Genomic DNA, 13,840 nt, shown 5'->3' with positions numbered 1-13,840 from the left:
CCATGGCGAACGCTATCGATGTCAAAGGTCTCGTCAAGCGGTTCGGTGACGCTACGGTCGTCGACCATGTGAGCATGTCGGTGGCCGAAGGTGAGATTGTCGGCTTTCTGGGGCCGAACGGTTCGGGCAAGACGACCACCATCCGCATAATGTGCGGGCTGCTGACGCCCGACGAGGGTGAAGGCAAGGTGCTTGGTTTCGATCTTCGTACCGAAGGGCTGAAGATCAAGCGTGAAGTCGGCTACATGACGCAGCGCTTTTCATTCTATGAAGACCTGACAATTGCCGAGAACCTTGAATTCGTTACGCGTCTCTACCGGTTGAAGCCAGTGAAGGAGCATGTGGCACGGACACTTGAGGAACTGGGCCTGACATCACGCGGAGACCAGCTGGCGGGCACGCTTTCCGGCGGCTGGAAACAGCGGTTGGCACTGGCAGCCTGTATCATGCACAAGCCAAAGCTTCTGCTGCTGGATGAACCAACTGCCGGGGTTGATCCGAAGGCGCGGCGCGACTTCTGGGACGAGATACATCGCCTCGCCGATGGCGGGCTGACTGTGCTCGTTTCGACCCATTACATGGATGAGGCCGAACGCTGCCACCGCATCAGCTATATTTCCTATGGCAAGCTATTGGCGACGGGAACCGTCCGGGACGTTATCGATAAGGCAGGGCTGACAACCTTTATCGTCAACGGTCCGAGGCTCGGCGAAGTGGCGCGCGAACTGGAGGGCGAACCGGGTGTCGAGCAGGTTGCACCTTTTGGTGCGTCGCTCCATGTCGTGGGGTCCGACAGGGTGAAGCTTGAGGCGGCTCTGGAAAAGATCAGGCATCGTGAAGGAATTACCGTCGAGGCGGGTGAAACCAGCCTTGAAGATGTGTTCATCCAGTTCATGGCCAATGCGCAGGACAATATGTCGAAGGGCAGAAGTTCAGGGAGCGATAAGCAATGAGCGGCTGGTTCTCGTTTGAGCGTCTTGGCGCGATGCTGGTGAAGGAATTCATCCAGATGCGGCGTGACCGCATCACCTTCGCCATGATGCTGGTCGTCCCGTTGATGCAGCTGCTGCTCTTCGGCTTTGCCATCAACAATGATCCGAAGAGCCTGCCGAGCGCACTGGTCGCGACCAGCCAGGATCACTATACGCGCGCCATGATTTCTGCGCTGGAAACCACAGGCTATTACCGTTTCGACCATGTCGTGCAAAGTGCGGCGGAAGCCGAGGCGTTGATTGCCGATGGAACGGTTTCCTTCGTGGTGACAATCCCGTCGGATTTCGCAAGGCGTGTCGATGCCGGCGAACAGCCGCAAATTCTGATCGAGGCCGACGCGACCGATCCGTCAGTGGCAAGCGGTGCCATTTCCACGCTTGGAACCGTCGCAGGTCAGGCGCTCCTGCGTGAACAGGGCAAGCAGGCCGAAGCCGCAGATGCCGCGCGAAGCCAGCTACAGGTCATCGTGCATCGGCGTTACAACCCGGAAGGCGTATCGCAATACAATATCGTTCCCGGCCTGCTGGGCGTCATCCTGCAAATGACCATGGTGATGATGACGGCTATGGCACTGACCCGTGAGACCGAACGCGGCACGATGGAAAACCTGCTTGCCATGCCCGCCACGCCTGCCGAAATCATGCTGGGCAAGGTTCTGCCATTTCTGGTCGTCGGCGGCGTGCAGGTTGTGGTCGTGCTGGTCGCGGCAAAGCTTCTGTTCGGCGTGCCTTTTGTGGGATCGCTGGCACTTCTCCTGACCTGCGTGCTGATCTTCGTCCTGTCGCTGGTCCTGCTCGGCTACACGATCTCGACGGCATCGCGCACACAGATGCAGGCCATGCAGCTTACCTTCTTTTTCTTTCTGCCATCGCTGATGCTGTCCGGCTTCATGTTCCCGTTTCGGGGTATGCCTGATTGGGCGCAGGCGTTGGGCGAAATTTTTCCGCTGACGCATTTTCTGCGGATCGTCCGCGCAGTCATGCTTAAGGGCGCCCACCTTTCCGACATCGCCGGAGAGGTGAACGCCCTCATATTTTTCGTGTTCCTGTTTGCGTCGCTGGCGCTTTTGCGCTTCAGGAGAACGTTGGATTAGCAGGCCGATGGCGCCAGCGCTGTTTTCGGGCGGCGGGACAGTGTGAACAACAGTCCTGCCGCTGCCAGAAGACCGCCTGCGACGGGAATGGCTGCATAGCCATAGCCTGCGCTGATGACGCCGCCGCCAAGGGCCGCGCCCACCGCATTGCCGAGGTTGAACGCACCGATATTGATCGACGATGCCAGCCCCGGTGCTTCCGATGCAGCCTGCATCACGCGGGTCTGAACCGGAGGAACGATGGCGAAGGCCGCCGCACCCCAGGCGAGCAGGCCGATTGCTGCGCCGATATGGCTTCCCAGCAGGAACGGCAGTGCCAGACTGATGATGGCAAGTGCTGCAAGAAATATCCGTGTCGCGCCATTGAGCGACCAGTCTGCGAGGCGTCCGCCGAGCGCGTTGCCGATAGTGAAGCCCACGCCGATAAGAATAAGCGCCAGCGTCACGAAGCCTTCCGAAGCGCCGGTAAGGTCGGTCAGTACAGGTGCTACATAGGTGTAGAGCGTGAACATGGCGCCAGCGCCCATGACGGTTGTTGCGAGCGACATCAGCACGGTCGGGCGCATCAGGACGCCAAGCTCGCGCCGGATGTCGGGCATCTTGCCTGCTTCACCGCGCGGCAGTGAAAGCCAGAGCGCCGAGATGGCGAGCAGACCCAGAACAGCAGTACCGGCAAATGACATGCGCCAGCCGATCTGCTGGCCGATCCAGGTCGCAGCCGGGACGCCGCCGATATTGGCAATTGTCAGACCCATGAACATGGTGGCAACCGCGCTTGCCCGCTTTTCAGGAGGCACGACGCTGGCTGCAACAATGGAACCGAGGCCGAAAAATGCACCGTGATTGAGGCTTGTTACCAAGCGTGCTGCAAGCAGCGTCCAGTAGTCCGGTGCGAGAGCCGACAGGATGTTGCCAAGCGTGAAGATACCCATCAGCAGCATCAGGGCCGTGCGTTTGCCGAACCGCCCGAAGGCAAGCGTCATGATCGGTGCGCCGACCATCACGCCGATGGCATAGGCGCTGACCAGAAGCCCGGCTGTCGGGATGGAAACGTCAACGCCGTCGGCAATGACCGGCAGCAGACCCATAGGTGCAAATTCAGTGGTGCCAATACCGAAGGCACCGATTGCAAGCGCCAGAAGCGGCCAGTTGAAACCGGCCGTCTTCGTCGCGCTGTCGTGAGACGTCATCGTGCTCATCATAGTCTCCGTTATTTGTCCCAGACTGGGGCCAGACCTTCGGGGCTGACCAGTCGTCCATCGGGACGGGCGAGTTTGGAAATCGCTGTCATGTCTTCAGCACTGAGCTCAAAGTCGAATATGTCGAAATTTTCAGCGACACGCTCGGGCTTGGCCGTCTTGGAAAGGGCGATGAAGCCGCGTTCAATCAGCCAGCGCAGACCGACCTGAGCTGCAGTCTTGCCGTATCGGGCGCCAATGGCCTGCAAGATGGGGTCGCGCGGCACTGCGCCATCAGCCATACCGTAATAGGCGGTGATAGCGACGCCTGCTGCCTTTGCGGCCTCGGCTACAGCATTCTGGTCGAGATAGGGATGGACCTCGATCTGGTTGGTGACGATGGGCGCGGCACTGCGAAGGATAGACTCTTTCATTTGCGCGACATTCTGATTGCTCACGCCAATGAAGCGCGTCTTGCCTGCCGTTTGCACTGTGTTCAGCATGTCAATCTGGTCGGCAATAGCCACCTTGTCGGCAGGCCAGTGCAGAAGCAGAAGGTCGACCTGATCCACTTTCAGCTTGTCGAGGCTTTCGTCGACGGATGTATTGAATTTGTCAGGACTGTAATTATCGACCCAGACTTTCGTGGTGAGGAACAGGTCCTCGCGTCGTGCGCCGGCCTTTTCCAGTGCGCGCCCGAGAGCAGCCTCGTTCTGGTAGATCTGCGCCGTGTCGAAATGGCGGAAGCCAGCTTCCAGCGCTGCTGGAACAACGTTTTCCACTTCCGCATCCGTCATGCGGAAAACACCGAAGCCGAGCGCGGGTATGGCCGCGCCGTGTGCGTTCACGATTTTCATATTATCTCCTGTTGACTGGCCTTCGGCGTTTCGCGTGAAGAGCGCGAGCTTGGGAGGCTCATGCTTCGGGCCGTCATTTTGTTGATCCTGTACCAAGCAGCTTTCGGTCAGGTTTGATTTCGTGAAGCAGAAATAGGATAATCGCGCGGGCTTGAAAATCCGCTCGGAAACCACATTATCTGTGAAACGGTTTCATAGATGGAGCGGGCGATGGATAATCGCGTTGGTGAAATGCAGGTCTTTCTGCGGGTGGTGGAAACAGGCAGTTTCTCCGAAGCGGCCCGTCTTCTGCGCATGAACCCTTCGACCATCAGCAAGCTCATATCCCGTATCGAAGCAAGGCTCGGCGTGCGGCTTTTGGAACGCTCGTCCCGCCGCCTGTCGCTGACGACCGAGGGGCAGATTTATTATGAGCGTAGTCAGGGGCTGCTGCGCGATTTCGAGGAAGTCGAACGCGAACTTTCGCAAGGTTCTGCAAGCACGGGCGGTACGGTCCGCGTCAATGCATCGGTTGCATTGGGCACGCTGGCGCTGGAGCCTTTGTTGCCAGAATTTCTGTCAGCCTATCCGAATATCGTGATCGACCTGTCCCTGTCGGACGAGCTGGTTGATCTTTATCTTGATCGCACCGATGTGGCTTTCCGTATCGGCACCTTGCCCAATTCCAGCATGATGGCGCGCAAGCTTGGCGCGGCTCGGCGCAAGATCGTTGCGGCTCCCGCCTATCTGGAACGCTGCGGGATGCCGTTGACCATAGATGATCTCATTGATCACAATTGCATCGGTTTCAATTTCCGCCGTGCAGCACCTGTATGGCCGCTGAAGGAAAGCGGTCGCATCGTGGATCGCGCGGTCTACGGTTCGCTGCTGGCCAATAATGGGGAGACGGTCCGGCGCATGGCGGTCGCGGGGCTGGGGCTCGCTCGTATCGGCGATTATCACGCGCGGAACGACCTCGCGTCTGGCGCATTGGTGGAGGTTCTGGCCGAGGCGGTGGAGAATGACATAGAGGAAGTACACGCCGTATTTCTTGGCGGCGCGCGACTGCCGCAACGGGTCCGTGTCTTCCTCGATTTTGTAGTGCCGCGTCTGCAGGCTTATCTCGCAGCTCAGTAGAGTCTTTTTGCTCGAATCATTGGCAATGATCCCCGGAAACGTCGAATTTCCGGTGTAAAACGTGCGCTTCATCCAAAATAATTAGCTTTCCGATAGCCCAACGATTTCAGCTTGTTGCTGATGCGAACCCCTATGATCACGGGTTAGTGCTCCGCTTTTGTGTTGACTATTAACACTCCGTTAACCACAGTTTGTTGCAATATGTTACAAAGCGTTATCACTCAGTTGTCAGAACGAGGTGTGGATTGAGCAAAAACCGGCAGACCAGACAGCAATCCTTGCAGGCAAGGGGGAGGTCTGCCGTGGCTGACATGACGTCGTTCTGGGGGCTGATGCGCGCCTATTGGGTTTCCGACCGCTGGAAGGAAGCCTGGGTTCTCACCATCGCAATCTTCCTGATGACGGCCTTTGTGAGCAAGACCACCGTATGGGTGGCCGAGGCCTCGGCCTGCTCATGAATTCCATTGTTAACGTCAACACTGCGCCTGTTCAGCATCCTCTCATGACCATTGCCGCCAATGCGGGCATTCTTGTTCTGCTGATGCTGGCAAAGGATGTGATGCTGGTCGGTTCCCGCCATTTCCTGTCAACGACGCTGCACCGTAAATGGCGCAAATGGCTGAACGACCAGTTCTCCACTGCGCTTTTGAACGGCAAGCATACACATTTCCATCTGCAACAGGGCAGGGGCAAGGATCAGCCCGACAATATCGATCAGCGTCTGCAGGAATCGATCAAGGGCATGACCGGCGGGGCCATCGGCCTCGTCATGGGCATTGTCGGTGTGTTCCTGTCTGCTTTCTTCATCGGCCAGAAGCTGATCGAAATGTCCACCCACGTGGAGGGGCTGGATTTCCTCGGCAGTTATGGCAGCGCCGTTCTGGCCTTTGCTGCGATCGTGATCTACGTCCCGCTCGGAACGCTGGTCGCGATCAAGATCGGTAAGCGTCTGGAGCGCCTCAATCTCGGCATCCAGAAGGCCGAAGGTTCCTATCGTGGTGAGTGGACGACGCTGCTGCGTCGCAGTTTCCAGATTTCGGCATCCGGCGGCGAGGCCGTCCAACGGTCGGTCAATGACCGTCTCTACAAGGATGTCGATGGCACCTGGAACCGGCTCAATCGTTTCGATGCTGCCTATCTCGCCTTCTCGCAAGCCTATGGCTTTCTGTCGAACCGTATCGTTGCCTATATTCCGGGCCTTTTGCCCTATATGAGCGGTTCCGTCAGTTTCCGGAACTATGTAACGGGCGCGGAACTCGTCGCAGCAATGATCAACGATTGCTCGTGGTTCATTCAGGTGATGCCGGCGATTGCCAATCTGCGCGCCAATGCGGGCCGCGTGATCGGCCTCGCGCAGGCTATCGAGAATGTTCAGGACCCGACCGATTTCTACAGCCGCTCCGGTATCAATCGCTTCGCTTTTGCTGAACAGCATCCGCGTTTCGGCCTGTCGGTACGCAATCTCACCCTCATGCAGGGACCGGATAGCGAAGCACCGTTCCTGCGCTCTGGCGTGATCAATATTCGTTCAGGCGACTGGGTCTATATGCGCGGTGAATCCGGTTCGGGCAAAACTTCCTTCGTAAAGGCGCTTAACGGCCTGTGGCCATATGGTACCGGCGATATCATTTATCCGCAGAATGCCACCTCGTTTTATGCGACCCAGGAAGCCAAGTTCCCCTCCGTCTCCTTGAAGCAGCTTGTCAGCCTGCCCGCCGATGAAAGCCTGTTCAGCGATCTCGCTGTTGCTGCCGTCCTGCATGAGGCGGGGCTGGGTGAATTCATCGAGCGTATGAATGACGCCGATGCCGATGGCACGCCTTGGGATATGGTTCTTTCCGGCGGCCAGAAGCAGAAGATCGTGCTGGCGCGCATTCTCCTGCACAAGCCGTCGATTATCTTCCTTGACGAGGCAACCGGTGCCCTCGATCCGGCTTCCAAGATGCGGTTCCATGAGGCGCTGAAGACGCGCTGCCCGCAAGCCATCGTCATCAGCATCATGCATGAGGACAAGCTGCCGCGGCTCGAAAACGGCCAGAACGTCTATTCGCATGTGCTGGATATCCGCAACGGCTATGTCTCGCTGCTTCCGGTCCATTTCGATACAATGCCGGATGTGGTTGCCGAAACGCCCCTTATCGCCGCCGAATAAAGCCTGTCTCATCGCTCGAAACACCGTAGAGTTGCAAAAGTCCAAATTTGGACTATATTCTGATCTGGACGATCGGAGGCAATTATGGCCAGAAGCAATACGGTGTTGAAGACAATGATAGGCAAGGGGCCTGATGTTCTCGACGCGGCTCGCTTTTCTCCTCATTCGCGCAAGCGGTTGAGTGGGCCGGGCCTGCGTACATTTCTGACCATTGCCGATCTGTGGGGGCTGGATGAGCAGCAACGTCTGATGGTGCTGGGTCTGCCTTCCAGATCAACCTATTACAACTGGGTGAAGGCGGTGCGCGAGCATCGCGATATCACGCTGGATGTGGATGTGCTGATGCGCTTGTCCGCCGTGCTTGGCATTCATCAGGCGCTGGGCGTACTTTATCCAGATGGGAAAGCTGGTATCCGCTGGCTGCACACGCCCAATCAGTCCGGTGTCTTCGGCGGTCATCCGCCGTTGAGCCTGATAACAAGCGGTCTGCAGGATGGCTTGCTGACAGCTCGCCGGTTTCTGGATGCGGCGCGCGGCGGCCTTTATATGGAACCGAACGAACTGGATCGCGAGTTCCGACCTTATCGCGATGAAGACGTGGTGTTCTCGTGAAGCGCAATCCCGCGCCACAGCCAAGCTATCGCCTAATCCCGTCGCGTTTCCCGCCGATTGGTCTTTTTGACACGGTTGCCACTGCTGCCGATCTGGAAGCGGTGATGGAACTGGCTGGCTGGACGAATGACCGTCTTCTCAGTGAACGATTGCAGCGCCTTCCCCATGAGGAGTGGGTGTTCGGCAGGCCCAATTCCAGCATCGTCATGGCGACGTTTCTGCATGTCGCGCCGGGCGGCATGCGCTTCAATGGTCCTGAGCTTGGCGCCTGGTATGCGGCGGCGCGGCTGACCACGTCCGTCGTCGAGGTTGCGCACCACATGCGTCGCGAAACCGTTGCGATACAGCAGGACAGTCTGGCTCGCACCTTTCGGGTCTATACGGCGAAGCTGGAAGAGGATTTCATCGATATATGCGGCGAACAGGCGACACTACCTGCTGTTTATGATCCGGCAGATTACGCTGCGTCACAGAAGTTCGGCGAGGAGATGCGCGAGAGTGGCGAGTTCGGAATTCTGTTCGACAGTTTGCGCCACGATGGCGGTATCAATGCCGTAGCATTTCGTCCGAGCCGGATCGCTGAGGTAACGCAGGGCGACCATTATGAAATCACGGTCGAAAGAGCATCGCCGCGCATTCAGGCGAAGAAGCTTAGTGCCTGAAAAGGCAGGCGTTGCCGCCTGCCTCAGCTGACCCGATTATGACCACCCATATTCCTCATCGAGATCCTGAAATTTCTTCAGATCAACGATGTCGCAATATTGCTGATAGGTGATCATATCGCCGGAGCGGGCCTTCGGCGTACCGTCGCGCTTGAGGACTGACAGCGTGTCGCTCACCGCCTTCACCGCCGAGAAAAGCGTTGAAAGTGCATAGAATACGACGTTGAAGCCCATCTGTTCGAGGTCGGTGGCCGTCAGAGCCACGGTTTCGTTGCCGTCGACAATGCTGACGACCTTCGGCCCGTCGACGTGGCGGGCGACAGCTTCGACTTCCGCGATGGTCTTGATGCCGTCGACGAAAACAAGATCGACACCCGTATCCTGATACATTTTCGCGCGACGGATGGCTTCTTCCGCACCGGCCGCAGGCATGGCGTCGGTGCGGGCGATCAGGAGCAGGTCCTTGTCGGCGCGCGCCGCAATCGCGCATTTGAGGCGGCGCACATTTTCTTCTGCGGGGATCAGCCGGATACCGGCAAGCTGGCCACAGCGTTTCGGCGCCATCTGGTCTTCCAGATGAATGGCGGCAACACCGGACTGGATATATTCCTCCACCGTACGAACGATATTGGCCGGGCCGCCGTAGCCAGTATCGGCATCGGCGATGACCGGAATATCCACCACGCGGGTCATATCCCGCGCATGGGTTGTCATTTCGGTTTGTGTGAGAAGACCAAGATCGGGCGTGCCGAGGCGGCTTGCCGTCGCGCCGAACCCGGTCATGTAAATGGCCGGAAACCCTGCCTGCTGCACGAGACGAGCGGTCAACGGATCGGGTGCGCCCGGCGCCTGAATGATGCGACCGGTTTCGATGAGGCTTTTCAGGGTCTTTGCCTGCGTCATCATTGTCTCCTTATCGCCCGCCCGAAACGTCAAGCACAACACCGGTAATATAGGCCGCTCCCGGCGACAGCAGCCAGACGGCTGCGTCTGCAACTTCGTCGGCAGTTCCAAGCCGCTTCAACGGAATGAGGTCGGCCATTTTCGCGATACTGGCGGGATCGGCAAAGACGTCCTTCTGGATTTCCGTGTCGATCACTCCGGGCGCCAGCGCATTGACGCGGATTTCCGGCGCAAGCTCCTTGGCGAGTGCGTAGGTGTAGGAAGCGATTGCTCCCTTGGTCGTCGCATAGGCGATATTGCCGACCATGCCGCCGGTACGGCCGGCGATGGAAGACAGGCCAACAATCGATTTACTCGGCTTGATGCCCGGATTGTTGAGGAAAGCACTGGAAACGTAGAATACACTTTTCAGATTGACGGCCAGCACCCGATCCAGTTCGTCCGCATCGAATTCCTTCACGGTCATGCGCTGACCGATGATGCCTGCGTTGTTGACGAGATGATCGATGCCACCCCATTTGGCGGCGATATCATGCGCTGCGCGATCAACTGCGGCCTTGTTAGAGACATCCACAATGGCCGTCAGAACCTGCTCGCCATGTTTGTCCGCCATTTCCTGCAGGCGCGCGCCGTTCACATCCCAAAGCACTACCTTGGCCTTGAGCGCGATGAGCTTTTCAGCAACGGCCTTGCCGATGCCCGATGCGCCGCCGGTGACAAGCACCACCCGGTCTGCAAAAAAATCGGCTAGAAACGCTGTTGAACTTGTCGTCATGAAATCTTCCTCCTCGAAGATGGACGCTATTGCGCGCCCATAGGTCACCGAAGAGAATCTGCAGACTCAACCATTCGGCGACAGTGGCTTTAAAAGCCACGTGCGGACACTTCTGTCAATCTAAGGTACAAGATTTTGTATGCTACTTGTAAAGTAGTTGTTTGCACGCTAATCATTGCAGTGGGAGTGAGACGATAACGGCCGGATCAGTGCTCGTGGCCTGTCCGTGATCGGGATTGCCTATCTGTTGGAAGTGAGCCGGATTGGCCTCGGTTCCATTTCCGCTGATGAAGCTCTGAACGGGAGCGCGCATTAACGTGTGACAGCTCCCGCAAAGATTATTGCATGCCGCTCATGCTGGAACGTGAGCGGAGACCTGGGAGGACATCGTGGTCAATTCCACTCTGAGTGCGGTCGGCGCAACGCCCGACCTGCGCGACAGCACCATTCGCAAGCTCAATCTGCGGATCGTTCTGTTCTGCTTTATCTGCTTTATCGTCAACTATCTCGACCGTGTGAATATCGGCTACGCCGCGCTTCACATGAACAATGATATCGGCCTGACACCCTATATGTTCGGCATCGGTGCGGGTATTTTCTTCATTGGCTATATGCTGTTCGAAGTGCCGAGCAACATGATGCTGCACAAGCTCGGCTCGCGCGTCTGGATTGCGCGCATCATGGTCACGTGGGGGATCGTGTCCTGCGCCATGGCTTTCGTGCAGGGCCCGGTTTCGTTCTATGTTCTGCGCTTCCTGCTTGGTGTGGCAGAAGCCGGTTTTGCGCCGGGCGTTCTGCTTTATCTGACCTACTGGTTCCCGGCCAAGGAACGTGGTCGCGCAACGGCCCTGTTCATGACTGCAACCGTGCTTTCCATCGTCGTGGGCGCACCGTTCTCCGGCTGGCTGATGGATGCGGGCGAGGGGCTTTTCGGTTTGCATGGCTGGCAGGCGATGTTCATTCTTGAAGGGCTTCCCGCCGTGATCCTCGGTGTCGTGACCTTCTTCTATCTGGTCGACAGTCCGGAAAAGGACAAGCGCTGGCTCACCGCCGACGAACGCGCATGGCTGATGGCCGAACTTGCCAAGGAAAATGCAGGCAAGCAGGCCGATACCCGTCACTCGCTGAAAGAAGTGTTCAGCGATTACCGCGTCTGGCTTCTGACGCTGGTTTATATGTTCAACGGTATCGCTGTTTACGGCGTGATCATGTGGTTGCCGCAGATCGTAAAGAGCCTTGGCGATTATACCGCAGCGCAGACCGGGCTCATTTCGGCCATTCCGTTCGTGTTTGCCGCGATCGGACTTGTCGTGATTTCGCGCAGTTCGGATCGTACCGGCGAGCGCAAGATCCACACGGCAATTGCCGGCCTGTTCGGCGGTGTCTTTCTTGCCGCCAGCGCGCTGGCTCCGTCGCCGATCCTGAGCCTCGTGCTCCTGTCGGTCTGCGCGTTCTTCCTGTGGTCCTATCTCGGCGTGTTCTGGACGCTGCCGACGCAATTCCTGTCCGGCGCCGCTGCCGCTGGTGGACTTGCGGCCATCAATGGCTTTGCACAGCTTGGCGGGTTCACAGGGCCCTATCTGGTCGGCTGGGTCAAATCCACGACTGACAGCTTCTCGCTGTCGCTGCTGGCTTTGTCCATCTTCCCGATCCTTGGCTTCTTCCTCTGTATGAGCCTGAAAGCCAAACGGGACTAATCAGATTGACGGGTCCGGTTTTCGGCCGGGCCCGTTATCGTTGATGGGTGTAATTTGAATGCGGTTTCAACCGCTCTATACGTCGCAATGAGGCGTCTGTAAGATTCGGACATGAGAGAGATTCGAGGCAAGAGCAAGAAGTCGCTGGCAAGCAGCATCGCCGAACGTATTCGCGGTGCCATTGTCGATGCAGAGTTTCAGTTCGGAGAGAACCTCTCTGAAGACATGCTCGCTGCGGCTTTCGATGTCAGTCGCACGCCGGTGCGCGAGGCACTCAACATTCTGCAGATGCAGGAACTGGTTCACATCGTTCCGAAGTCCGGCACCTATGTTTTCACGCCGACGCAGGAAGATATAGCCGAGCTTTGCGATTTCCGCGTCGGGCTGGAAGATCTGGCCATGCGGTTGGCGCTGATCGGCAATCGCAAGAAGCTCGTCTCTCAATTGAAAAAGCAGTACGATCTTATGCGTGTGGCAATAGATGAGGACGATCTGCGCGCTTACGGGCGTTGCGACACCGAATTCCATCTGGCCTTTTTCCGCGTCTGCGGTAACCGCTATCTCGCCCGTGCCTATGACAGCATTCTGGGGCGCGTCGCAGCCTTGCGGACACATCTGGCAATCGGTGCCGAAGGCGAGCCTGCGCGATCCTTCGCCGACCATGCCACCATCATCGAGCTGGCCGATGCCGACAAGCCCAAGGAATTGCGGGAAATACTGGAGGCGCACATCATGCGCACCAAGACCAATTATTTGAATGCTTTCAATCGGCTGCCTCGTCAGCCGGGGGACAGCCGCACGATGCGGCTGCGCCGACAGTTGTCGCTGACGAACGAGTAACAACCATTCAGGTCAGACGGCCCACTCCACATCCGTCGTAAATGCGATGGTCAACCACCGGTCCGGTCCCTCACTGCCGAGTGCATCACCGATTTCGTCGCGTAACGCATCCCACTCCTCGAGCTTTCGTGGCGGAAGATCGGGCGGAACGATGAAATAGAGTTCGATCTGCTTGCCGCGACCGACCTTGGCGACATAAGCGCGGTATGACAGAAAGCCGTTGCGTTTGACGAACTCTTCCGCAACCGCATCGACATGCTGCTTAAGGTCGACAGGCGTAACAAGAAATATGTCAGCCAATGCCTGTCTGATCGTGCCGACTGGCATGGGGATGATGACAAGACAAACAACCGCGAGAACTGCCGGATCGATATAGGGCGTCAGCCAGCCGAGTTCTGTTCCTTCAATGGCATAGCCGACCGAAAAAGCGATCAGAAGTGCCGCGGTTATGCCGCCGGACATGATCCAGGCTTTGGCATCAAGTGCGACGAAATCTGATTTTAGGGTTCGGTTTGCGCGCATTTCCAGGAGTGCCATACCGAGGCAGGCAATCAGGGCAACGACGGCATAGAAAATCGCGTAGCTGAATTCGAGATCGCGTCCGCCATCCATCAGGCTGCCGACTGCGTTGATGAGCGCGTAGATCGCAACGCCGGTGAGCATCATACCGTTAAGGCCAAGCACCATCGGTTCGAGGTGCCAGAAGCCCATTGTGAAGCGATCGCGCAATTTTCCGCGTGGCTGTTCCGGTAAGGCAGAAAGGGCGATGAGGCGTGAGACGAGGAGAGCTAATCCGCTCATCGCAGCATCGGCCAACATGTAAACACCATCGAATACGATAGAAAATGAGCCGGATAACAGGCCGAAAACGACACCGAAACCAGCAACCAGAATAGTAACCGCTATGGAAATTTGAAGAATAGATTGTTCACTAAGCAATTTTTACTCCGATATAAACCGCA

General features: G+C 57.5%; 12 protein-coding genes and 1 pseudogene. 8 read left to right on the top strand and 5 right to left on the bottom strand.

All coding sequences use genetic code 11. From position 1 onward, the window contains the following. Positions 1-2: 2 nt before the first annotated feature. Together LJ361_RS08955 and LJ361_RS08950 are read left to right on the top strand one after the other, a co-directional pair. Positions 3-953 (top strand): ATP-binding cassette domain-containing protein, encoded by a 951-nt coding sequence (locus LJ361_RS08955; RefSeq protein WP_264813369.1) that lies wholly within the window; start codon positions 3-5, stop codon positions 951-953. Next, a complete protein-coding gene (locus LJ361_RS08950; RefSeq protein ID WP_029928093.1) occupies positions 950-2,086 on the top strand; it encodes an ABC transporter permease in 1,137 nt (378 codons plus the stop codon). Before LJ361_RS08955 ends, LJ361_RS08950 begins: the two co-directional genes overlap by 4 nt. Here LJ361_RS08950 and LJ361_RS08945 read toward each other — a convergent pair. Both LJ361_RS08945 and LJ361_RS08940 read right to left on the bottom strand, forming a co-directional pair. Further along, on the bottom strand, positions 2,083-3,285 hold the full coding sequence (locus LJ361_RS08945; protein WP_029928091.1) for an MFS transporter: 1,203 nt from the start codon (positions 3,283-3,285) through the stop codon (positions 2,083-2,085). The two genes, LJ361_RS08950 and LJ361_RS08945, sit on opposite strands and share 4 nt — an antisense overlap. A gap of 11 nt (positions 3,286-3,296) precedes the next feature. Further along, complete coding sequence (locus LJ361_RS08940; RefSeq protein WP_036587155.1) at positions 3,297-4,121, bottom strand: aldo/keto reductase; 825 nt, start codon at positions 4,119-4,121, stop codon at positions 3,297-3,299. Positions 4,122-4,331: 210 nt separating this feature from the next. On the opposite strand from LJ361_RS08940, the gene LJ361_RS08935 reads away from it, so the two are divergent. From LJ361_RS08935 to LJ361_RS08920, 4 genes and pseudogenes are all read left to right on the top strand, one after another. Beyond that, on the top strand, positions 4,332-5,237 hold the full coding sequence (locus tag LJ361_RS08935) for a LysR family transcriptional regulator (RefSeq protein WP_264813368.1): 906 nt from the start codon (positions 4,332-4,334) through the stop codon (positions 5,235-5,237). Positions 5,238-5,539: 302 nt separating this feature from the next. Then, a pseudogene (locus tag LJ361_RS08930) lies at positions 5,540-7,389 on the top strand (ABC transporter ATP-binding protein/permease). Between the two features lie 84 nt (positions 7,390-7,473). Continuing rightward, complete coding sequence (locus LJ361_RS08925; RefSeq protein WP_029928086.1) at positions 7,474-8,001, top strand: MbcA/ParS/Xre antitoxin family protein; 528 nt, start codon at positions 7,474-7,476, stop codon at positions 7,999-8,001. Then, positions 7,998-8,663, top strand: a complete 666-nt coding sequence (locus LJ361_RS08920; RefSeq protein WP_010660893.1) for an RES family NAD+ phosphorylase — start codon at positions 7,998-8,000, stop codon at positions 8,661-8,663. Before LJ361_RS08925 ends, LJ361_RS08920 begins: the two co-directional genes overlap by 4 nt. 36 nt (positions 8,664-8,699) lie before the next feature. Here the strand turns inward: LJ361_RS08920 and LJ361_RS08915 are convergent, their stop codons facing one another. After that, the gene (locus tag LJ361_RS08915; protein ID WP_029928084.1) at positions 8,700-9,566 is read right to left on the bottom strand and encodes an isocitrate lyase/PEP mutase family protein; all 867 of its coding nucleotides are present in this window, start codon (positions 9,564-9,566) and stop codon (positions 8,700-8,702) included. A gap of 10 nt (positions 9,567-9,576) precedes the next feature. Further along, a complete protein-coding gene (locus tag LJ361_RS08910) occupies positions 9,577-10,341 on the bottom strand; it encodes an SDR family NAD(P)-dependent oxidoreductase (protein WP_264813365.1) in 765 nt (254 codons plus the stop codon). Between the two features lie 389 nt (positions 10,342-10,730). Between LJ361_RS08910 and LJ361_RS08905 the strand changes: the two genes are divergently transcribed. Next, a complete protein-coding gene (locus LJ361_RS08905) occupies positions 10,731-12,038 on the top strand; it encodes an MFS transporter (protein WP_010660896.1) in 1,308 nt (435 codons plus the stop codon). Between the two features lie 111 nt (positions 12,039-12,149). After that, positions 12,150-12,878 carry a GntR family transcriptional regulator gene (locus tag LJ361_RS08900; protein ID WP_036579409.1) on the top strand — a complete coding sequence of 243 codons (729 nt, stop codon included), beginning with the start codon at positions 12,150-12,152 and terminating at the stop codon, positions 12,876-12,878. A 12-nt stretch (positions 12,879-12,890) separates the two neighbouring features. Here LJ361_RS08900 and LJ361_RS08895 read toward each other — a convergent pair whose 3' ends face one another. After that, positions 12,891-13,817: a cation diffusion facilitator family transporter gene (locus LJ361_RS08895; RefSeq protein WP_264813363.1), complete on the bottom strand. Its 927-nt coding sequence runs from the start codon at positions 13,815-13,817 to the stop codon at positions 12,891-12,893. Between the last annotated feature and the right edge of the window lie 23 nt (positions 13,818-13,840).

This window comes from Brucella sp. JSBI001 (assembly GCF_026014005.1).
Lineage (GTDB): Bacteria > Pseudomonadota > Alphaproteobacteria > Rhizobiales > Rhizobiaceae > Brucella > Brucella anthropi.
The sequence above is the reverse complement of the archived record's forward strand: the minus strand, read 5'-3'. Positions and strand labels throughout refer to the sequence as shown.